A 19938-nucleotide genomic window follows, 5' to 3' on the forward strand; every position below is an offset into this window, starting at 1 on the left:
ATCACTCCGATCGAGGTCGGGCGGGGAACGCGTCGGTCAGGATGCGGTCGATCTCCGAGACGGCCGTCATGTCGAAGTCGAAGCGGTTGCGCATCACCGCCACCGCCACGCCGGAGTCGATGTCGGCGTAGGCCGCCGAGCCGTTCATCCCGATCATGCCGAAGGTCGACCCGGGACGGGCCTGTACACCGCCGGGACGGTAGGTGCTGAAACCGAAGGCCCACGTGCTCGGCACGTCCATGACCTCGTCCATGCCCCGCACGTGCACGGCGGCCATGTCGGCCCGCCGCGCGGACGAGACGAGATCGACGCCGTCGACGTGGCCGAGCAGCGCGGCGTAGATCCGGGCCGCTCCACGGGCGGTCATCGTGCCGAACGAGAGGGACTCCACGGTCAGGACGTCGGGCCGGTTGGCCGTACCGGCGTCATGGCGGATGCCGGGGGGATCCGCGCGGTCGGCCCGCGACCCCGGTTCGGGGACCTGCGGCGTCCCGACCGGCGGCTCGTGGCGCGCGACCCGGCCGAGCAGAGCCTCGGGGACCGCGAAGTGCACCTCGTCCTCGATGCCGAGCGGGCGGGTGACGAGCTCCCGCAGCCACCACGGCACGGTACGGCCCGTTGCCCGCCGTACGATCTCGCCGAGCAGGAAGCCGAACGTCTGCGCGTGGTAGCCGTAACGGGTCCCCGGCTCCCACCAGGGCTCGGCCGCGGCGAGCAGGGCGCACATGCGGTCCCAGTCGCGCAGGTCGTCGAACGTGACGTCGTAGGGCGGAGCGGGCACACCCGCGGTGTGCAGCAGCACGTGGCGGAGCGTCACCCCGTCCTTGCCGTGGGCGCCGAACTCCGGCCAGACCTCGACCGCCCGCATGTCGTAGCCGAGCTCGCCGCGTTCCACGAGCACATGGGCCACCGCCGAGGCCAGCCCCTTGGCGGTGGAGGCGGCGAAGAACAACGTGTCCGGAGCCACGGCGATCCCCCGCCGGGAGTCGGCCGGCCCCCCGGCGACATCCGCCACCACCCGGCCCCGCTCCACCACCGCGACCTGAACCCCGACCTCGCCCCCGGCCGCCACCAGCCCGTCGACCGCCGCCTGTATCCGCTCGCCCACCTCATCAGCGCTCATGCCGTATATGCCGATCCTTCAGTCTTCCCCGACCCGCCACTCCGCACGTCCCCCTACCCACCCACCGGCCTCTACGCTCACCGGCTCTCTGGGCTCACAACGTGTCCACCGCTCCACCTGAATTCCCGCTCGGCTGGATCACGATCTCGGGGGTACGGCCGGCACGCCTCCCGTCCGGCGGTCAAGGCGCGAGGAACCAGAGCCCAAGGTCACGGAGCCAGCCGACCGTCGCGAGGTCCACTGCCGTGGTGGGTGAAGTCATCCGTGACGACCGACATCCACTGACTCCGTCTAACCCCTTGCCAGACGGTACGACCATGACCGCGGAGGGCGCCGCCCCCTCGCGGTAACGACTGCGGCACCGGCCCGGATCTGTCGGCCATGTACGCCATGATCGGCGTTCACATGTCCCGTACGCCCCTCAAGGAGTGCCATGGTCGTCAACGATGGATCCGGGTGGTCCGGCATCGGCTGGAACGACTGGACGGACCTCAGTCTGATCCGCGCCCGGCTCGACGCGGGCGCCGACCCCAACGCGGGCGTGCACTTCCACATACGGCCGCTGCACGCGGCGGCCGAGCGCGGTTCACCCGAGGTGGTCGCAGAACTGGCCCGGCGTGTCGATGACGTCGACGCGGAGCACGAAGGCCGTACCGCCCTATGGGAAGCCGTCTTCAGCAACCGCCCCGACAACGCCCGCGCACTGGTCACCGCCGGAGCGGACCCATGGCGACCGATGATGGACGGCTGGTCCCCCGGACGGCTCAGCCTGGCCTCCCCCACGCCCGATCTATTCACTCTTCCCGACGGCCAGGCCGGCCTGTCCGCCGCCGAGACCACCGCCGTGGCCGAGACCAGGCGTCTGATCACCGCGGTGGAGCATTTGGACGACGACGGCTTCAGCCTCGCCTGCGTGGCCGGCATCACCGCAGCCGAAGCCGCACGGCGGCTGGAGGCCGTACCGATCGACGACGCCGACGTCGAGGAGATCATGGATGACCCCTTCTCGGACCTCGATGACAGCCTGGCCGTCATCGGTATCACGGACGTGCCCGGCGGGTGCGTCGTCTTCCAGCCGTACGGATACATCGCATCCACTCCCGGCGTCATGAGGCGCTTGTCGGTCGGCACCGTCTGCCACGGGATGTTCGCCAATCCCAAGAGCGGCAACCAGGGGATCGTCGCCCGCGACGGTGACATCGAGGACTCGGACACCCATCCCGGCGGCGGGGACGTGGTCGGCGACGAGTCTGCCGAGGAGATCCTCACCACCTACCTCTGCCAGGACCAGGCTGTGGCCTACTGCTACGCCGGCGCGGGCTTACGGTCCACCGACGCTCGATCGATCACCGGCCGACCTGACATGTGGCTCAGGTTGCCCGAGCGGGACTGGTGGAGCTGACCGACGACATAGGCGAGAAGGCCCGGCTCCATGATGTGGAACCGGGCCCTCCGTCCTGGCTGTCGCAACCTCCGGTCACGGCCGCCTGAAGCCGCGTCAGGGCCGGTTCTGCTTTCCGTCCAGCCAGAGCGTGTCGGACTCGTCACGGTGGGAGCCGGAGCCGCCGACGTGCTTGGCGTCTATCTTCGGCCCTCGCTTGATCACATGTATCAGCGCCATCGCGTGTCCACGCCCGAGGCCGTAGTCCTGCTTCAGCCAGTCAATGATCACGCCCGCTTTCGTGGACGGGGCGTCGAAACCGCGTTCCTTCGCCAGCGCGATGAACTCACGCGGCGTGAGGCCGGTCTTGTCCTCGATGTTGTCCAAGTACGCCTGGAACGACATGTGTCTCTCCGTTCGCCGCGGGCCGCCGGTCCGCGGTGTCCCACTCATACGGTTCCGCATGAGTGGGCCCACCGGCCGGTCCCGTTCCGGTCGCTCATCACCACCGCCGATCCACGTGGCCGACGCGTGATGTCTCCCATTACATTTCCGGGAGTAAACGATCCCGTGTGACAGTGACCCGGATCAACCGGTGATCAGCGAAGGGACGTTTAGCCGGGCTCGGCGACGGGGGCCACGATGCTGGAACGGCAGGAGATCCAGGTGCTCCTGGTGCCCGCCGGCGAATTGCACTCCACACGCACCGCCGAAGGCCTGAAACTCACTCCGGTACGCATCAGCCAGACGGTCGAGAAGGTGGAGCGGCTGATCAGTGCGCCGCTGTTCGAGCGGACCAGCCGTCAGGTCCGTCTGACCCCGCTCGGCAAGCAGCTGGCCGACGACCTGAGACCGCACGTCGACGGCGTCCAGGACGCGCTCCAGCGGGCGATCGACGCCGGGCGGGGCGGTCAGCGGCGTCCTACGGGCCGGCTTCCCCGGTGCGCGAGTTCGTCCGAGCGGCGAAGACGACAGTTCCATCCGGTTGACGGCGTCATCTCACTTCCGGTGGTGGGCACTGGCATGCCGCCGGTCACCCGGCAATGCAGAAGGCCGCTCCGGATCTCTCGGGAGCGGCCTCTGGCCTGGGTGGAGGTGAGGGGACTCGACCGCTGCGGTACCTATCGAACAGTGACGCGCTCGCCCTTGGGCGCGCGAATCGGTGAGTGGTTGGCGATGTACGACGCCAGCGCCCCCGTGTCATCCGGTCCGCTGCGGGACACACTCTTGACCCCGTCCCAGCGCGGGAATCCCTGCCAGCCGCCCGCCAGGATGTAGTTGGCCGCAACCTTGATCACCTGGGTGTCGGACACCGGTGCACCGTTCAGCTTGAGGTCGGTGACCACCCCGCCGGCCAGCGTGTAGCTGAGCGAGGCGGAGGGAGTCAGGACCCCGGCCTTCGAATCGTTGGGCACCAGGATTTTCTTCAGCTGCGCACCGGTCACCTCCCACACATCGATGGCAAGTCCCGCGGACTGGATGCCCCACACGTCCGAGGATGTGACCGGCCCTGCCTCCAGGCCCTCGTGCATCCCGTACTTACTGACAAGGGCGGTCTGTGCGCCCGAGACGGACTGGACCGCTTCCAGCATGGCGTCGGCGACCAGCTCGGCGACCGGGCCGCCACTGCTGGTGAGCGCGATGTCCTCGGCGGCGACGCCGATGTTCGTACCGCTGATCGGCGGGCGGCACTCGAAGTAGTAGATGATGTTGGAAGTGAGGCCGTTCGGCTGATTGACCTCGATCTGCACCGAGTTCTCTTCTGTCTCCCAGCCCCATTCGAACGTCTCCAGCACGGTGGAGAAGACGGCCCCGTGGTCGGCCGGCACATCGACGGTCTTCCACGCCTGGGTGCCGGCGAAGCGGTACTGGACGGTCTGCGCTCCCGCGGGGAGCCCCTCGAAGTAGCCGTGGACCTTGAAGGTCAGCGGGCACTTCGACGCGGTGGTCCGCTCGAAGGCGATGCGGGCCTTCTGCACCGGATTCTGAGCAGGGTTGTCCTCTGCCGGCTTGGGAGAAGCCGGCTTGTCGTCTGCCTGCTTGGGGGACGGCGTGGTCCGGTTGTCTCGCGCGCCGATTTCCACAACGGAGCCGCCCACGGTGTCCCAGGCGTCGCCCGTGCTCTTTCCGCCTTCGGCGCAGGTGACGGCGAACGAGGCCTTCCCAGAGGTCTTCCGCACCGGGCTGAACAGGCGGACCGCACCCCAGCCACGAGTGTCATCGGTGACCTTGACCGATGTGGACAGTGCGATGGTCTTGAGGCCCTTGCCGCCGACCCTGTAGGTCTTGACCTTGCTCTGGTCTCCGTCACTGAAGATCCATGTGTACTTCAGCGTCGCCGGTGCTTTGATCTTCACCGTGGTGGACAGCGTCACGGTCCTCGGGCACTCACCGGTGTGTGTCTTGGGCAAAGCGGAGGCCTTACCGAAAACCACCGGTCTCGGAGCCGCCTGTGCCCCCGGGGCGAGGGCGCCGACCGCCAGGGCGATAACGGCCGCCAACCCTCCGATTCGGCGTCCAACGATGGTTGATAAACGCACAGAACTCCTCTCTCATAATCTTAGGTGACGAATCATGACAGGCCCTGATCAACGACCAGTAACGCTCCGCTGACCAGGCACCCATAGGGCGACAACGGACACATAGGCGCGCCGAAGGTTCCGTACGCGAGCTCCGGTGATCAGGGGCTCCGAAATATCGGAGGCCACGGTTTCGGAAGCCCGGCTCCCGCACCGAGCACCCCGAGCCCGGCGATCAGCGGCACCGCGCCGACGACCGTCCCCGGCCTCCTCAGCACCCCCGCGAGCTGTGCGGCGTCATCGAGGAGTGGGACACCCGCCCAGGCGGCGGCAGCGTCTCCGCTGATGACACGATCCCGGCCATCGACAGCCTTCACCCCAGCTGAACAGCGAAAAGGCCCGGCTCCATGATGTGGAACCGGGCCTTCCGTCCTGGTGGAGATGAGGGGATTCGAACCCCTGGCCCCTTCGATGCGAACGAAGTGCGCTACCGGACTGCGCTACATCCCCAAGACGTGGACTAGGTTAGCAAACTTCTCGGGGCGTTCGCGCCACCGGCCCGCCGATCAGTCTCCGACGGCGCGGGGCGGGTTCTCGGCGTACTGGTCGAAGATCTCGTCGCGGACCGTGGAGAGGTCGATGATTTCGGCCACGGGGCGGCGGGCTTCGCGTTCGGCGGCGAGGCGGCGGGCGCGCCTGGCACGTTCCGCACGGGCTTGGGCGGCTCTGCGGCGTTCGGCGTCCATCCGGACTGAGGCGCGCAGAATGGACAGGTAGCCGCACAGGAGGACCGCCGAGGGCGCCACGCCCCACCAGGGGATCACCCGGACGGCCGCCGTCACGGCCGAGGCCAGGACCAGCAGCGTGCACCAGAACGTCAGCCGCCTGCGCTTGGCCACCTGGCGCGCACGGCGGCGCTGGGCGGCGCGGCGGCGCTCCATGCGCAGCGACGCGGCCGTGGGCATGGGGCCGGTCTCAGACAGGGGCTCTTCCTCCGCCCGCGCACCCGCGCCCGCCTCCAGCCCCGCCTCCGTGGGCATGGGGCCGGTCTCCGGGCCCGCCACGGGGTCGTAGCCCTCGACGGGGCGGTCGTACGGCTCGGCGCTGTCGTGGGCGTCGACGAAAGTGGTACGGTCTCGGCGCAACCACATGGGCACGAGCACGCACAACCACATCACGACGATGGCCAGATACAGGACGACGCTGCTCACGGCCACCTCCGGGCAGCACGAAGGCGCACGTGGTCGACCGGCGCCCTCGATGTGCTCACGTCACGCACCGTAAGACGGCGTGTCACTATTTGACGAGCATCCGATGCGGTGTGTCGCGAGATCTTCAAACCTCTTCGTGAGAGGCGCCACCGCTGGACGCGGCCTCGCGGGAGCGCCGCCACCGCACGAGCAGCCCTCTGGGCGCGTCCTCGACCGTGAGGGCGTAACAGATGTGGTCGCGCCACGCGCCATCGATATGCAGATGTCGACGTCGGATGCCTTCTTCCCGGAAGCCGAGCTTCTCAACCACCCGGCGGCTGGCGTGGTTCTCCGGTCTGATGTTGGCCTCGACCCGGTGCAGGCCCGTGGTGAAGAAGCAGTGGTCGACGGCCATGGCCACGGCGGTCGGGGTGATCCCCCGGCCGGCCAGCGCGCCGTCCACCCAGTAACCGATCTGCGCGGACCTGGCCGAGCCCCAGACGATGGCGCCCACGGTGAGCTGACCGGCGAAGGCGCCCTCGTGGGTCATCACCCAGGGCAGCGCGAGCCCCTGCCTGGCCTCGCGGCGCAGGGAGGCCGCCATCGCGACGTAGGGACCCAGGCCGGTGCGGAACAGAGGGGTCTCGGGGTTGCTGGGCTCCCACGGACGCAGCCAGTTGGCGTTGCGCAGCCGCGTCTCCCGCCAGACGCGGACGTCCCGCAGACGCAGCGGCCGGAGTCCTACCGGGCCTTCCGTCAGGGTCACCGGCCAGCCACGAAGTCGATCCACGTTTCCCATCATCCCCCGAAGACGCACCCGTGTGCCACGGGGTGCGTCACCCTCGGTGGTCTCCACCGCGGATCTGGTCCACGGCGTGCCCGAGAACGGGCGAGAGTACGGCCATGCCGTCGCGGACCCCGCCGGAGGAACCGGGGAGATTGACGATCAGCGTGCCGCCGGCCTGGCCGGCCAGGCCCCGGGACAGGATCGAGGTCGGCACCTTGTCACGGTTGGCTTGGCGGACGGCCTCGGCGATGCCGGGGATCTCCCGGTCGATCACCCGGCGGGTCATCTCCGGGGTCAGGTCGGCGGGGGTGAGGCCGGTGCCGCCGGTGGTGACGATCACGTCGTAACCCTCGGCCACCCCCGACCTGAGCGCCTGCTCGACGGGCTCCCCGTCGGGCACCACGCGCGGGCCGTCCACGTCGCATCCGGCCTCGGTGAGCAGCTCGGCCAGCAGCTTTCCTGACTTGTCCTCGTATATCCCGGCGGAGGCCCGATTGGACGCCGTGATCACCAGAGCTCGCATGCGACCGATCCTCCCAGTCCCTCCGAGCCGGAGGGACATCCCGCCGGCTCCGGACGCCCTTCCTGCCCGCGCATCCCTTGCAGCCCGGCCACCCCTACGGTCCCGGACCCTACGACCGCGTCCAGACCCCGGTCTTGCCGCCGGTCTTCTCCTCCACCCGGACATCCGTGATCACGGCGGCCGGGTCCACCGCCTTCACCATGTCGATCAGCGCGAGCGCCGCCACGGTGACCGAGGTCAGCGCCTCCATCTCGACACCGGTACGGTCGGCGGTCTTCACCCTGGCGGTGATCTCGACGCCGTCGTCGGCCACGGAGAGCTCGACCCTCACCCCGTGCAGCGCGATCGGGTGGCACAGCGGGATCAGGTCGGGTGTGCGCTTGGCGCCCATGATCCCGGCGATCCGCGCGGTGCCGATCGCGTCGCCCTTGGGGACCTCGCCCGACCGCAGCAGGGACACCGCCTCGGCCGACAGCAGCACCTTCCCGGTGGCGGTGGCCGTACGGACGGAGACGTCCTTGGCGGAGACGTCGACCATGCGCGCCGCGCCGGTCTCGTCGATGTGCGTGAACCCGCTCACAGGGGGATGACCTCCACGGTGGTGCCTTCGGGCAGTTCGGTGACGTCCTCGGGGACGATGATCAGGGCGTCGGCCCCGGCCAGGGCGGCGAGCTGGTGGGAACCCTGGCGCAGCACCGGGGTGACGGTCCCCTTCTCGCCGAGCACGCCGCGCAGGTAGGAGCGCCTGCCCTCCGGCGAGCGCACGGGCGCGGTGGTCACGGCCCGCATCGTCGCCGGGGGTCCCGCGGGCAGCCCCTGCATCTTGCGCAGCGCCGGGCGCACGAACAGCACGAAGGACACGAAGGACGACACGGGGTTGCCCGGCAGCGTGAAGATCGGCACCTGGTCCTCGCCCACGACGCCGAACCCCTGCGGCATGCCCGGCTGCATGGCGACGCGCTCGAAGCGGACCGTGCCCAGCCGGGCGAGGGCCTCCTTGACCGGCTCGTACGCGCCCATCGACACGCCGCCGCTGGTGATCACCAGGTCGGCCCGCAGGAGCTGGGCGTCGAGCTGGTCGATGAACCGCGCGGCGTCGTCCTCGACGATCCCGGCCCGGTAGCCCTCGCCGCCCGCCTCCCGGACCGCGGCGATCAGGGTGTAGCTGTTGGACTCCCAGATCTGCCCCGGGGCCAGCGGGGTGCCGGGCTCGGTCAGCTCGGCCCCGGTGGAGATCACCACGACCCGGGGGCGGGGCCGTACCAGCACGCGACGCCGGCCGACGCCCGCCAGGATGCCGAGCTGGGCGGGGCCGATCCGGGTGCCCGCGGGCAGCACCACCTCGCCCGCGCCCACGTCCTCGCCCGCCGTGCGCACCGCGTTGCCCTTCGGGGCGGGGCGGCCGATCGCGACCCGCGCGGTGCCGCCGTCGGTCCACTCGACCGGGACCACCGCGTCGGCCCCCGCCGGCATCGGCGCACCGGTCATGATCCGTACGGCCATGCCGGACCCGAGCGCGTGCATGCGCCCGTCACCGGCCGGGACGTCGTCGATGACCGGCAGGGTCACCGGGGCGCCGGCGACGTCGTCGGCGCGTACGGCGTAGCCGTCCATCGCCGAGTTGTCGAACGGCGGCAGCGGGACCGGAGAGGTCACGTCCTCGGCCAGCGTCGTGCCGTGCGCCTGATCCAGGTCCACCTCCAGCGGGGCGAGCGCCCGCACGGTGAGCAGGATGTCGGCGAGGTGGTCGTCGACCGACCGCATCGGGCTCACCTCGTTCATCGCGAGGCCAGGAATTCCTTCAGCCAGGGCAGGAACTCCGGCGCCAGGTCCGGGCGGTCCGCGGCGAACTGCACGACCGTGCGCAGGTAGTCGAGCTTGTTGCCGGTGTCGTAGCGGCGGCCGCGGAACAGCACGCCGTGGACCGGCCCGCCGCCGGAGACGTCGCGGCCGGCCAGGGTGCGCAGGGCGTCGGTGAGCTGGATCTCGCCGCCCCGGCCCGGCGGGGTGTTCTCCAGGACCTCGAAGACGGCCGGGTCGATCACGTAGCGGCCGATGATCGCCCAGTTGGACGGCGCCTCGTCGGCCGGGGGCTTCTCCACCAGGTCGGTCACCCGGACCACGTCGTCCTCGGCGGTGGGCTCGATGGCGGCGCAGCCGTACAGGGAGGCCTGCTCCCTGGGCACCTCCATGAGCGCGATGACGCTGCCGCCGTGCGTCGAGCGAACCTCGATCATCCGCTTGAGCAGCTCGTCGCGGGGGTCGATCAGGTCGTCGCCGAGCAGACAGGCGAACGGGCTGTCGCCCACGTGCTGCTTGGCGCACAGGACCGCGTGGCCCAGACCGCGCGGCTCCCCCTGCCGTACATAGTGGAGGATCGCCAGGTCGGCGGGCTCGCGCACCTGGGACAGGCGCTCGTCGTCGCCCTTGGCCTCCAGCACGTCCTCGAGCTCGATCGCCCGGTCGAAGTGGTCCTCGATGGATCGCTTGTTCTTGCCTGTCACCATGAGCACGTCGAGCAGTCCGGCGGAGACGGCCTCCTCGACGACATACTGGATCGCGGGCTTGTCGACGATCGGCAGCATCTCCTTGGGGGTCGCTTTGGTCGCCGGAAGGAAGCGGGTGCCCAGACCCGCCGCCGGAACGACGGCTTTCGTCACGGGATCGAAGTCGGCCATGACCGAAACCATAACGGAGGGACCTGTGGACAAGGTGAAGCTGCGCTCCACGATCGCCGCCGCGCGCGCCGCGATCCCGGAGGAGGACAGGCACGCGGCTTCCGTCGAGATCAGGGAGTCGCTGCTGGACCGGCCGTGGGTGCAGATGGCCGGGCTGGTCGCCTGCTACTGGTCGGCCGGGACCGAGCCCGCCACGCACGGGCTGGTGTTCGCGCTGTGGAAGCACGGCGCGACGGTGATCCTCCCCGTCCTGCGGCCGGACGACGACCTCGACTGGGCGGTGTACGACGGGCCCGACACGCTGGCCCCCGGCCGCTTCGGGATCATGGAGCCGGTGGACACCCGGCGCGGCGTCGACGCGATCAGGACCGCGGCCCTGGTGATCGTCCCGGCGCTCGCGGTGGGCCGGTCCACGGGGGTACGGCTCGGCCGCGGCGGCGGCTCCTATGACCGGACCCTGGCGAGGGTGGGGCCCAACGTGCCGACGGTCGCGCTCCTGCACGAGGGCGAACTGCTCGACGACATCCCCGCCGAGCCCCATGACCGGCCTGTCCGCTACGCTGCGTTACCCAGCGGCATCGTCCAGGTGGGGACGAGACGTCCTGCCGAATAGGACACAATGGTTCCCAAAGTGAGAGAGGGGGCCAGATGGACTGGAACATCTGGCTGCTTCTCGGCGCGGTCATCGTCATCGCCGCCATCGTCGCTGTGCGTGTCGCCCACTGGAGCGGGCTCCCCAGCCTGCTCATCTTCCTCGGCTTCGGTCTGCTCATGGGCGAGTCCGGGTTCGGCTTCGAGTTCGAGAACGCCGAACTCGCCCAGCAGCTGGGCCTGATCGCCCTGGCGATCATCCTGGCCGAGGGAGGCCTGACCACGACGTGGAGCCACGTCAAGGACTCCATCCCGATCGCTCTGGTGCTGGCCACCGCGGGCGTCGGGGTGAGCATCGCCGCCGTCGCCGTGCCGGTGCACTATCTGCTGGACGTGGAGTGGCGCACCGCGTTCCTGCTCGGCGCGATCCTGGCCTCCACCGACGCGGCGGCGGTGTTCTCCGTACTGCGCCGCCTGCCCCTGCCCCGGCGCCTGTCGGGCACGCTGGAGGCCGAGTCGGGCTTCAACGACGCCCCGGTCGTCATCGCCGTGATGCTGCTGAGCACCAGCGCCTCGCCCAGCGTCTTCAGCGCTCTCGGTCAGGTCGTCTTCGAGCTGACGGTGGGCGCGGCCGTGGGTCTCGCCGTCGGCCCGCTGGGCGTGTACGCGCTGCGCAGGGTCGCGCTGCCGGCCTCGGGCCTGTACCCCATCGCGGTCATCGCGCTCGCCTTCGTCGCCTACGCCGGGGCCGTGCAGCTGCACGGCAGCGGTTTCCTGGCGGTCTATCTCGCCGCGCTGGTCATGGGCAACGGCCAGATGCCGCACCGCGCCGCCAGCCGGGGCTTCGCCGAGGGCGTCGCCTGGCTGGCCCAGATCGGCCTGTTCGTCATGCTCGGCCTGCTGGCCAGCCCGTCGGAGATGCCCTCGGCGATCGTCCCCGGCCTGGTGGCGGGTCTGATCCTCGTCGCGGTCGCCCGGCCGCTGTCCATCATGGTCTCCGCCCTCCTGCTGCGCCTGGGCAGGATCGACCGGCTGAGCTGGCGGGAGCAGACCTTCCTGTCGTGGGCCGGGCTGCGCGGCGCGGTGCCGATCGTGCTCGCCACCATCCCCTGGGCCGCCACGTCGATCGACGACGAGCTCGCCAGGTTCGTGTTCAACGAGGTCTTCGTCATCGTGGTCGTCTACACCCTGCTCCAGGGGCCCACGCTGCCGTGGGTGGCGAGGGTCCTCGGGGTCTCGGCCCTCGACGAGGCGCGCGACCTGGAGGTGGAGTCGGCGCCGCTGGAGGAGCTCAAGGCCGACCTGCTGCAGGTCAAGGTGCCGCCGGGGTCCAAGCTCCACGGCGTGGAGGTCTTCGAGCTCCGGCTGCCCTCCGACGCCCAGGTCACGCTCATCGTCCGGGACGGCAGGACGTTCGTCCCATCGGACACCACCCGCATCAGGACCGACGACCAGCTCCTCGTGGTGGCCACCGCCGCCTGCCGGGAGCTCACCGAGCGGCGGATGCGCGCGATCAGCCGCAGGGGCAAGCTCGCGGGGTGGTTCGGCGAACGAGGCACGGTCTGAGCCGACGGTCCGAGCAGGCTGAGCCGTCTACCGGAATGCGACGGCTCCGACTCGCGTTTATCCTTGTCGACGCCTTACCATTAGCAGTCGCGCCAGCCGAGTGCCAATCGGCGCGGACCGAAGAGGAGGAGAGCGTGCCCACCTACCAGTACGCCTGCACCGCCTGTGACAACCAGTTCGAAATCGTTCAGAAGTTCACGGACGACGCGCTCACCGTGTGCCCGAGCTGCCAGGGCGAGCTGCGCAAGGTGTTCTCCGCGGTCGGCATCGTCTTCAAGGGTTCCGGCTTCTACCGGACCGACAGCCGGTCGAGCTCGTCGAGCACGGTGAGCTCCACCTCGTCCTCCTCCTCGTCCTCTTCGTCGCCGTCCTCGACGTCGACGGAGTCCAAGCCCGCCTCGGCCCCCGCCGCCGCGCCCGCCGCCTCCTCCTGAGCCCGGGGGTCAGCGGTCCGCGGGACGGTCGGCCGTCGCGCCGAGCAGTTCCCCGGGGAGCCGGTTCAGCAGCTCGCGCAGGGCGGGATGCTCCTCGGGCCTCCAGTCCTCGACCAGCCGGGCCAGGCTGTCCCTGGCCTCGGCGACCAGGCGGTCGGCCGCCCGCTCGCCCTCCGGGGTGAGTTCCAGGGTGCTCCGGTCGTCCACGATCCGGATCAGGCCGCCCTCCTCCAGGCGCCTGGCGTACGGCAGACCCTCCTCGATCGTCACGCCCGCGCGTTCGGCCAGCTCCGCCCCACTCTGACGGCCGCGCGTGCCCAGCCGCGTGAGCAGCCACACCGATCCGGCCGACAGCTCGGGCAGGCCGGCCACGGCGCCGAGCCTGCGGTAGTAGTCGCGGCGCATCTCGACGTCGGCCAGCCGCCACAGCCCCATCTCCACCTCGTCGAGCGACGACCGCTCGGTGGGCACGGCGCCGTACCCCTCGCCGAGGTCGGGAGCCTTGGTGGTCTCGTGCAGCGGCACCTCGGGCAGCAGCCACGAGATCGCGAAGGCCACCAGCGCCACCGGCGCCCCGAACAGGAACACCCGGGCGATCGCGTCGGAGTAGGCCTCCAGGAACGCCGCGGCGGTCCCCGGCGGCAACTTCTGGATGGCCGTCGGGTCCGCCTGGACGGCCTCGGTGAAGCCCTGCGGGAGCCGTACGGCCTGCGCCAGCCGCGTCAGGTCCTCGGTGAGCCGTGAGGTGAAGATCGATCCGGCGATGGCCACGCCGAACGATCCGCCGATGGAGCGGAAGAACGTCGCCCCCGAGGTGGCCACCCCCAGGTCCTCGAAGCCCACGGCGTTCTGCACCACGATCACCAGTACCTGCATGACCATGCCCAGCCCGACGCCCAGGACGAGCAGATAGGCGCTCAGTTCGAGGGTGGAGATGTCGGCGTGGATCCTCGAGAGCAGATAGAGCCCGAGCGCCGCCACCGCGCTGCCCGCTATCGGGAAGACCCTGTACTTGCCGGTCCTGGCGATGATGTTCCCGCTGATGATCGAGGTGGTGAGCATGCCCGCCATCATCGGCAGCAGGTGCAGGCCCGAGAGCGTGGGCGAGACCCCCTGCACCACCTGCAGGAACAGCGGCATGTACGTGAGCGAGCCGAACATCGCCACACCCACGATGAACCCCATCAGCGACGCCACGTTGAAGACCCGCAACTTGAACAGGCGCAGCGGGAGCACGGGCTCCGCGGCCCGCCTCTCCGCCAGCCACCACAGCACCAGCAGCACCGCCGCGCCGACCCCGAGCCCGATGATGACGGGGTCACCCCAGGGGTAGGTCCCCCCGCCCCAGGTCGTCATCAGCACCAGGCAGGCCGCGGCGCCGCCGAGGAAGACGATGCCCAGATAGTCGATGGACTGCCTGCCGGGCCTGGTGGTGACCGGCAGCACCGAGGCCACGACGATCAGCGCGAGCACGCCGATCGGCAGGTTGACGTAGAAGACCCAGTGCCAGGACAGCTGGTCGACGAACAACCCGCCCAGCAGCGGTCCGGCGATGCTGGAGACGGCGAACACGGCGCCGAAGAGCCCCTGGTACTTCCCGCGCTCCCTGGCGGGCACCACGTCCGCGACGATCGCCTGGGCCAGCACCATGAGCCCGCCGCCGCCCAGTCCCTGCAGCGCGCGGAACCCGATGAGCTGGCCCATGTTCTGCGACAGCCCGCACAGCGCCGAGCCGACCAGGAAGATGACGATCGCACTCTCGAACAGCCGCTTGCGGCCGTACTGGTCACCGAGCTTGCCCCACAGAGGCGTGGAGACCGTCGAGGCGAGCATGTAGGCGGTGACCACCCAGGAGAGGTGGCTCAGCCCGCCGAGGTCACCCACGATCGTCGGCAGAGCGGTGGAGACGATCGTCTGGTCCAGTGCCGCGAGGAGCATGGTGAGCATGAGTGCGGCGATGATCAGCCCCAGGCTCTTGGTCTGCCGCTGCGATTCCCGAGTGTCCATCCTGCCCCCTGATTGACGCACGGCGCTTCATACCCAAAGCGACTGAACAGTCACTTAACGAATACAGTTATCCACAGCTTCGGGCTCCGGTCTCTTCCCGGCCTCTGCGCGGGCGCTAGTGTCTGCGCCATGGTCACTCGCGCGGACGTCGGGGTCATCGGCGGCTCAGGTTTCTACTCTCTGCTCGACGACGCCACGGAGGTGGAGGTCTCAACGCCGTACGGCCCGCCCAGCGACGTCGTCACCGTCGGCCGGATCGGCTCCCGCTCGGTGGCCTTCATCCCCCGCCACGGCCGCGACCACCGCTTCCCGCCCCACCGCATCCCCTACCGCGCCAACCTGTGGGCCCTGCGCTCCCTCGGCGTCCGCCAGGTCCTCGCCCCCAGCGCCGTCGGCTCGCTCCGCCCCGAGCTGGGCCCCGGCACCCTGGTCGTCCCCGACCAGATCGTCGACCGCACCTCCGGCCGCGTGCAGACCTACTACGACGCCGGCGGCGTCGTCCACGTCGCCTTCGCCGACCCCTACTGCCCCACCGGCCGCCAGACGGCCGTCGAGATGAGCCGCTCCGCCGGCTGGGATGTGGCCGACGGCGGCACCCTGGTGGTCATCGAGGGCCCCCGCTTCTCCACCCGCGCCGAGTCCCGCTGGTTCACCGCCAACGGCTGGACCATCGTCGGCATGACCGGCTTCCCGGAGTCCGTCCTGGCCCGCGAGCTGGCCATGTGCTACACGTCGCTGTCCCTGGTCACCGACCACGACGCCGGGATCGAGACCGGCGAGGGGGTCACCCACGAGGAGGTCCTGTCCTTCTTCGCCGCCAACGTCACCCGGATGCGCTCACTGGTCACCGACCTCATCACCGCCCTCCCCCACGACCGCACCTGCCTGTGCCCCCGAGCCCTCGACGGCCTGAAGCTCCCCTTCGAACTGCCCCAGTGACCGCCGGCCGGAGGCCGACGGCGGTTGCCGGAGCCCTCCCCGTTCACCATCTGATCTTCCGCCGCTCTTAACCGCTTCTCCCAACCGATCATCACCCGCTCACCTCGTCACACCCATGCGGGACCCCGCCACCAAGCCGGCCTCCGGTCCCGGGCGGGTCCGCCTGCTGTTCACTGCGCCTGCCATCGAGTTCCATCTCCACCCTGCACTCCCTCAGGGACGCCCGCTTCGGGGGTCGGCCTCCGGTTCTGGGCAAGTCCGCCTGCTGTTCGCCGCGTCCGCCATCGAGTCACCCCACCCTGCACTCCGTCAGGGACGCCCGTTTCCGGATCGGCCTCCGACTCCAGAGGCGGGCCTGTCGTCCCCCCATCCGTTCGTTGTTCGTCCCATCCGTCTCCGGGCTCCGCGCCGCCCGGCTTTCCATCCATGGAGTCAGCCATGCGCGTTCCCGGCCGTCCGACGAGCCAGAGTTCCCCAGATCGCGGTCTCTTCGGCCATGGACCCTCGGCCCTGGGCCACGGGCCTTTCGCCGGAGGGTTTCCGGGCCACGGGTTCTCGACGGCGGACCGTGGGCCCTCGGGGCACGGTTCACCGTCGGAAGGCCACGCGCTTCGAGGGGGTCACGGCTCCTCGGGTCGCGGGCTTCCGGTGGGCCGCCTGTTGTCCCGCGGTCTCCTCGGCCGTCGCCGCCGGATCCTCGCCGCCGTCCTGGCCGCCCTCGCCATGGCGTGTGCCGCGATCGGTCTGCGGCCGGACACCTCGTCCGTGACCGTCCTCACGGCGGCCCGGGACCTGCCCGGCGGCGTTCTGACCGCCGCGGACGCCGTACCCGTCGCCCTGAGACCGGGCACCGCCCCCGACGGCGTCTTGAGGCCGGGAACACCGGTCGCCGGCAGGATGCTGGCCGGACCCATGCGCCGGGGGGAGCCTTTCACCGACGTCCGGCTGCTCGGCCCCGACCTGCTGGCCGCCCACCGCCCGGGCACGGTCGCCACCCCCGTCCGGGTCTCCGATCCCGACAGCGCCCGCCTCCTGTCACCCGGGGACGCCGTGAACGTCCTCGCCTCCCCCGCCGACTGGGACGGTTCCGAGCCCGCCAGGAGCATCGCCGAGGGTGTCACGGTCCTCGCCCTGCCCGCGGACGAGTCCGGCCGCGGCGCGCTCATCGTGCTGGCCGCCACCCCTGAGCAGGCGGCCGAGCTGGCCTCCGCCCAGTCCGGTGGCCGCCTGTCGATCACTATGGCCGCTCTGCGACGGTAATTCCGTCACGTGGGGGTAATGGGACACCCACCAACGGAAAGGCGCATGCCCGCCGTCAATGTTCTGGGCTAGGAGTAGTGACCATGCTGAGCGGATTCAAGAAGTTCCTGCTGCGGGGCAACGTGCTCGAACTGGCCGTGGCGGTGGTGGTCGGCACGGCCTTCACCGCCATCGTGAACTCCTTCGTCAAAGACCTCCTCAACCCGCTCATCTCGGCGATCATCGGCAAGCCCGACTTCAGCCACCTGAAGCTGAACCTCGGCTCCGGAGTGATCCAGTACGGAGCCTTCCTCAACGCCGTGATCTCGTTCCTCCTCATCGCCTCGGTCGTCTATTTCGTCGTCATCGTCCCCTACGAGAAGCTGACCGCCCGCTTCTCCACCCCCGAGGAGACCTCTCTGCGAGAGTGCCCGGAGTGCCTGTCGGAGATCCCCAAGGCCGCCGTCCGCTGCTCCCACTGCACCGCGCAGATCGCCCCCATGACGGGGCAGAGCAGCCCGTCCTCCTAGGGTGTGCTTTCTGGATCTCCTCGCCTACTGCGGTCGCCCGGACGGCGCCTCGCCGCGTTGTCGCCCTCGCCCCTGCGGGAAACGCTTCGCAAACTCCGCGTTCCCGCCGGGGACCCCGGGCAAGTCGCCGGCCGTAGGCTCCGCTACGGCCTCCTCACGGCCGGATACCGGCACCGGAGGCTGAGCGAGGTTCCTAGAGCAGCGACCCGATCTTCGGGTCGTACTCCCAGTGCCAGGGCTCGAAGGGGCTGACGTAGGCCCACTGCGGGTGGATCCAGCCGAACTTCTTGCCGTTCGCCTCAAGCCAGTTGAACTCCGGCGACCGGAAGTTCTGCACCCCACCGCACAGGTCCACGGCCAGCCCCAGCCCGTGGTTGCTCCGGCCGGGTACGGCCGCCAGCCCCGGGCGCCGGTAGTACACCGACTGCTGCTCGGCCAGGCTCCGATAGCTGTCCGTCACGCACATGGGCTTGCCGAACCGCTTGCGGTAGGCCTCGTTCAGGCTGATGAACGCGAGCGCCGCGTCGGCCCGCAGTTCCTCCCCCCGCTGCTGGAGGGGGCACAGATAGAGCTTCGGGATCAGGCCGTTGGGGAAGTCCTGGAGCGAGGCCGCCCTGGTCGGATTGCAGCCTCCCGCCGCCTGGCCGGACTTGTCGACCTTGACGCCCAGCTTCACCAGCGCCTGGGTCAGCGACTTGACGATCTTGTCTGAGCGCGTCTTGAGCGTCTGGATCTCGGCGCCCATCTGGGCCTCGGCCAGCAGACCGTCCGCCCGCAGTTCCTGCGCCTCGGCGGCGAGCCGCTCCCGCTCGGCCTGCAGGCGGCTGCTCTCCTCCAGGATCCGGTCCCGCTGGGCCACGAGCTGGGTCGTGTCGGCCATGGCCCGCAACGTGGAACTGTCGGAGGACCCGGACAGCAGGCTCGCCAGGTCACCGCCGACCGGCTGCTGGTAGATCAGGGTGATGAGGTCCGACAGCGGCTGCCGTACCTGGGCGAAAGCCCTCTCCGCGGCCTGCAGCTCCCGCAGCTTGGCGGTGAGCTCCTTCTGCGTGGCCTGGATCTTGGCCCGCCGCTGCTCCAGCGCCTTGGTCGCCGCCTCGAGATCCTTCGCCGCCTTCTCCGCCTCCCGGCGGAGTTCGGTGAGGTTCACCGGGTCACGAGTGAGAACGGTCTCGGTCTTCACCGGCTGACCCGCGAGAACGGTCTTCGGCTCCACGGGCTGACGGGTGGGAGCCGTCCCCATCCCCACCGGCTGATAGGTGAGAACGCTCTCGGCCCCCACCGGCGCCCGCTCCGCGGCGGCGGTTCCCGGCAAGAGGGACGTCATCGTCGCGACGACGGCGATCAGACCCGCTGATCGACGAGGTGGCACGTTCGACCCCTCCGTTTGCGAACTCGTGACCTGGGTCAGCCACGCACGCTACTACAGCTCACCGAGTGCACGAGCCAGCCTCCCACAGCCGCTATGCGCCGAACGCCCGTTTCAGGATTTTCCCGGTAAAGCTCTTACGGTCCCCTACGGCGCCTCAGACTCCGCCCCGGGCCTCCTCCAGGCAGACCTCCCAGAGCCAGGTGCCCCGCCATTCCGGCGAGCATCCGACGCTGACGTCCACCTCCACCCCGCCCGACACGTTGTTCACCTGTCCCTTACCGCCGGAGCCCGAACCGGAGCCGGAACCGACGCCCTGCCCGTTCGCTCCGACGCCGGGCCGCTGCCCGCTCACAGGACCCTGTCCGCTCCCGGTCCCCTGCCCGTTCCCGGGCTGGCCGCTCGCGCCCCCGGCCTGTCCGTTTCCGGGACCCACCTGCCCGTTTCCAGGCCGGACTCCTCCGGAACCCGCCTGCCCGTTCCCTCCGGTCCCGGCCCCTGCCTGCCCGGATCCCACGCCCCCGGGCCGGTTTCTCCCGTCCCCGGGTCGCCCGCCTGCCCGTATCCCGGGCTCCGCACGCCCGTCCCGCCCGCTCCCGCGCCCGTCGTTCCCGGCACGCCGATTCCCCCCGGATCCCGTACGGGCCTCCCCCGGCACCACCGACGGCCCACCATCGGACGAGCCCGCCCACACCCACGGCCGCTTCCGGTCGCCCTCCCGCCGCTCCCGGGTACCCCACGGACCGACGGATGCCCCCCACACCACATGGGGGGCATCCGCCCCCCAACCCGCCGTGGCAGAAGGCATCCATCCGCCGTACCCCCGGTCAGGAGAGGGAGTACGGCCGGCCACGGAAACCACCGGTGGAGGCACCCGCCTCGGCTCCGTCACCACGACACTGGCGGGCACGAGCGTGACGGGCATCATGGCGATCGTCCCGTCCCAGGACTGCGCGCTCGCACCATGTCCGCAACCCGCCGCCCCATAGCGGGAGCCTCCGCCCACCGTCCTGTCGCGCGGGTCCACGCCCGCCGTCCCATGTGGCGGAGCCACATCCGCCA

At 70.4% G+C, this 19938-nt stretch carries 18 protein-coding genes, 1 tRNA gene and 1 pseudogene; 8 read left to right on the forward strand and 12 right to left on the reverse strand.

The window, feature by feature from the left end; translation table 11 throughout:
* Window position 1 precedes the first annotated feature (1 nt).
* Complete coding sequence (locus tag Pta02_RS05665; protein WP_203873571.1) at window positions 2–1123, reverse strand: serine hydrolase domain-containing protein; 1122 nt, start codon at window positions 1121–1123, stop codon at window positions 2–4.
* Window positions 1124–1556: 433 nt separating this feature from the next.
* Here Pta02_RS05665 and Pta02_RS05670 point away from each other — a divergent pair, with 433 nt between their 5' ends.
* Window positions 1557–2525: an ankyrin repeat domain-containing protein gene (locus tag Pta02_RS05670; protein ID WP_203873572.1), complete on the forward strand. Its 969-nt coding sequence runs from the start codon at window positions 1557–1559 to the stop codon at window positions 2523–2525.
* 96 nt (window positions 2526–2621) lie between these two features.
* Here Pta02_RS05670 and Pta02_RS05675 read toward each other — a convergent pair whose 3' ends face one another.
* Window positions 2622–2909 (reverse strand): DUF4287 domain-containing protein, encoded by a 288-nt coding sequence (locus Pta02_RS05675; RefSeq protein ID WP_203873573.1) that lies wholly within the window; start codon window positions 2907–2909, stop codon window positions 2622–2624.
* A gap of 237 nt (window positions 2910–3146) precedes the next feature.
* Here Pta02_RS05675 and Pta02_RS41050 point away from each other — a divergent pair.
* A pseudogene (locus Pta02_RS41050) lies at window positions 3147–3320 on the forward strand (helix-turn-helix domain-containing protein); the annotation flags it as partial.
* A gap of 305 nt (window positions 3321–3625) precedes the next feature.
* Here Pta02_RS41050 and Pta02_RS05685 read toward each other — a convergent pair.
* The 8 genes from Pta02_RS05685 to galU all read right to left on the reverse strand — a co-directional run bounded on the left by Pta02_RS05685 (window position 3626) and on the right by galU (window position 10201).
* On the reverse strand, window positions 3626–4879 hold the full coding sequence (locus Pta02_RS05685; RefSeq protein WP_203873574.1) for a 5'-nucleotidase C-terminal domain-containing protein: 1254 nt from the start codon (window positions 4877–4879) through the stop codon (window positions 3626–3628).
* Between the two features lie 577 nt (window positions 4880–5456).
* Window positions 5457–5533 (reverse strand) — tRNA-Ala (locus Pta02_RS05690).
* Window positions 5534–5589: 56 nt separating this feature from the next.
* Window positions 5590–6234 carry a divisome protein SepX/GlpR gene (gene sepX / locus Pta02_RS05695; protein ID WP_203873575.1) on the reverse strand — a complete coding sequence of 215 codons (645 nt, stop codon included), beginning with the start codon at window positions 6232–6234 and terminating at the stop codon, window positions 5590–5592.
* Between the two features lie 124 nt (window positions 6235–6358).
* Window positions 6359–7012 (reverse strand): GNAT family N-acetyltransferase, encoded by a 654-nt coding sequence (locus Pta02_RS05700; protein ID WP_203873626.1) that lies wholly within the window; start codon window positions 7010–7012, stop codon window positions 6359–6361.
* A 37-nt stretch (window positions 7013–7049) separates the two neighbouring features.
* Window positions 7050–7523 carry a MogA/MoaB family molybdenum cofactor biosynthesis protein gene (locus Pta02_RS05705; RefSeq protein ID WP_203873576.1) on the reverse strand — a complete coding sequence of 158 codons (474 nt, stop codon included), beginning with the start codon at window positions 7521–7523 and terminating at the stop codon, window positions 7050–7052.
* A gap of 109 nt (window positions 7524–7632) precedes the next feature.
* The gene (gene moaC, locus Pta02_RS05710; protein ID WP_239129697.1) at window positions 7633–8061 is read right to left on the reverse strand and encodes a cyclic pyranopterin monophosphate synthase MoaC; all 429 of its coding nucleotides are present in this window, start codon (window positions 8059–8061) and stop codon (window positions 7633–7635) included.
* 38 nt (window positions 8062–8099) lie between these two features.
* The gene (glp, locus tag Pta02_RS05715) at window positions 8100–9287 is read right to left on the reverse strand and encodes a molybdotransferase-like divisome protein Glp (protein ID WP_203873627.1); all 1188 of its coding nucleotides are present in this window, start codon (window positions 9285–9287) and stop codon (window positions 8100–8102) included.
* A gap of 14 nt (window positions 9288–9301) precedes the next feature.
* On the reverse strand, window positions 9302–10201 hold the full coding sequence (galU, locus tag Pta02_RS05720) for a UTP--glucose-1-phosphate uridylyltransferase GalU (RefSeq protein WP_203873578.1): 900 nt from the start codon (window positions 10199–10201) through the stop codon (window positions 9302–9304).
* Window positions 10202–10226: 25 nt separating this feature from the next.
* Here galU and Pta02_RS05725 point away from each other — a divergent pair, with 25 nt between their 5' ends.
* From Pta02_RS05725 to Pta02_RS05735, 3 genes are all read left to right on the forward strand, one after another.
* Window positions 10227–10814: a 5-formyltetrahydrofolate cyclo-ligase gene (locus tag Pta02_RS05725; protein WP_239129662.1), complete on the forward strand. Its 588-nt coding sequence runs from the start codon at window positions 10227–10229 to the stop codon at window positions 10812–10814.
* 35 nt (window positions 10815–10849) lie between these two features.
* Window positions 10850–12358: a potassium/proton antiporter gene (locus Pta02_RS05730; protein ID WP_203873580.1), complete on the forward strand. Its 1509-nt coding sequence runs from the start codon at window positions 10850–10852 to the stop codon at window positions 12356–12358.
* 134 nt (window positions 12359–12492) lie between these two features.
* A complete protein-coding gene (locus Pta02_RS05735) occupies window positions 12493–12792 on the forward strand; it encodes an FmdB family zinc ribbon protein (protein WP_203873581.1) in 300 nt (99 codons plus the stop codon).
* Window positions 12793–12801: 9 nt separating this feature from the next.
* Here the strand turns inward: Pta02_RS05735 and Pta02_RS05740 are convergent, their stop codons facing one another.
* A complete protein-coding gene (locus Pta02_RS05740; RefSeq protein ID WP_203873582.1) occupies window positions 12802–14799 on the reverse strand; it encodes an MFS transporter in 1998 nt (665 codons plus the stop codon).
* 129 nt (window positions 14800–14928) lie between these two features.
* On the opposite strand from Pta02_RS05740, the gene Pta02_RS05745 reads away from it, so the two are divergent.
* From Pta02_RS05745 to mscL, 3 genes are all read left to right on the forward strand, one after another.
* Window positions 14929–15738: an S-methyl-5'-thioadenosine phosphorylase gene (locus Pta02_RS05745; protein ID WP_203873583.1), complete on the forward strand. Its 810-nt coding sequence runs from the start codon at window positions 14929–14931 to the stop codon at window positions 15736–15738.
* Between the two features lie 660 nt (window positions 15739–16398).
* Complete coding sequence (locus tag Pta02_RS05750; RefSeq protein ID WP_239129667.1) at window positions 16399–16998, forward strand: RcpC/CpaB family pilus assembly protein; 600 nt, start codon at window positions 16399–16401, stop codon at window positions 16996–16998.
* Window positions 16999–17081: 83 nt separating this feature from the next.
* Window positions 17082–17507: a large conductance mechanosensitive channel protein MscL gene (mscL, locus tag Pta02_RS05755; protein ID WP_203873584.1), complete on the forward strand. Its 426-nt coding sequence runs from the start codon at window positions 17082–17084 to the stop codon at window positions 17505–17507.
* 193 nt (window positions 17508–17700) lie between these two features.
* On the opposite strand, the gene Pta02_RS05760 is transcribed toward mscL, so the two are convergent.
* On the reverse strand, window positions 17701–18834 hold the full coding sequence (locus Pta02_RS05760) for a M15 family metallopeptidase (RefSeq protein WP_239129680.1): 1134 nt from the start codon (window positions 18832–18834) through the stop codon (window positions 17701–17703).
* Between the last annotated feature and the right edge of the window lie 1104 nt (window positions 18835–19938).

Source organism: Paraplanobispora takensis (assembly GCF_016863195.1).
GTDB classification, from domain to species: domain Bacteria; phylum Actinomycetota; class Actinomycetes; order Streptosporangiales; family Streptosporangiaceae; genus Planobispora; species Planobispora takensis.

Excerpts from the sequence above, each read along its gene's own strand:
- Pta02_RS05665 (WP_203873571.1), bottom strand. The coding sequence starts at position 1,123 with ATGAGCGCTGATGAGGTGGGCGAGCGGATACAGGCGGCGGTCGACGGG.
- Pta02_RS05670 (WP_203873572.1), top strand. The coding sequence starts at position 1,557 with ATGGTCGTCAACGATGGATCCGGGTGGTCCGGCATCGGCTGGAACGAC.
- Pta02_RS05675 (WP_203873573.1), bottom strand. The coding sequence starts at position 2,909 with ATGTCGTTCCAGGCGTACTTGGACAACATCGAGGACAAGACCGGCCTC.
- Pta02_RS05700 (WP_203873626.1), bottom strand. The coding sequence starts at position 7,012 with ATGGGAAACGTGGATCGACTTCGTGGCTGGCCGGTGACCCTGACGGAA.
- Pta02_RS05705 (WP_203873576.1), bottom strand. The coding sequence starts at position 7,523 with ATGCGAGCTCTGGTGATCACGGCGTCCAATCGGGCCTCCGCCGGGATA.
- moaC (WP_239129697.1), bottom strand. The coding sequence starts at position 8,061 with ATGGTCGACGTCTCCGCCAAGGACGTCTCCGTCCGTACGGCCACCGCC.
- glp (WP_203873627.1), bottom strand. The coding sequence starts at position 9,287 with ATGCGGTCGGTCGACGACCACCTCGCCGACATCCTGCTCACCGTGCGG.
- galU (WP_203873578.1), bottom strand. The coding sequence starts at position 10,201 with ATGGCCGACTTCGATCCCGTGACGAAAGCCGTCGTTCCGGCGGCGGGT.
- Pta02_RS05730 (WP_203873580.1), top strand. The coding sequence starts at position 10,850 with ATGGACTGGAACATCTGGCTGCTTCTCGGCGCGGTCATCGTCATCGCC.
- Pta02_RS05740 (WP_203873582.1), bottom strand. The coding sequence starts at position 14,799 with ATGGACACTCGGGAATCGCAGCGGCAGACCAAGAGCCTGGGGCTGATC.
- Pta02_RS05745 (WP_203873583.1), top strand. The coding sequence starts at position 14,929 with ATGGTCACTCGCGCGGACGTCGGGGTCATCGGCGGCTCAGGTTTCTAC.
- mscL (WP_203873584.1), top strand. The coding sequence starts at position 17,082 with ATGCTGAGCGGATTCAAGAAGTTCCTGCTGCGGGGCAACGTGCTCGAA.
- Pta02_RS05760 (WP_239129680.1), bottom strand. The coding sequence starts at position 18,834 with ATGACGTCCCTCTTGCCGGGAACCGCCGCCGCGGAGCGGGCGCCGGTG.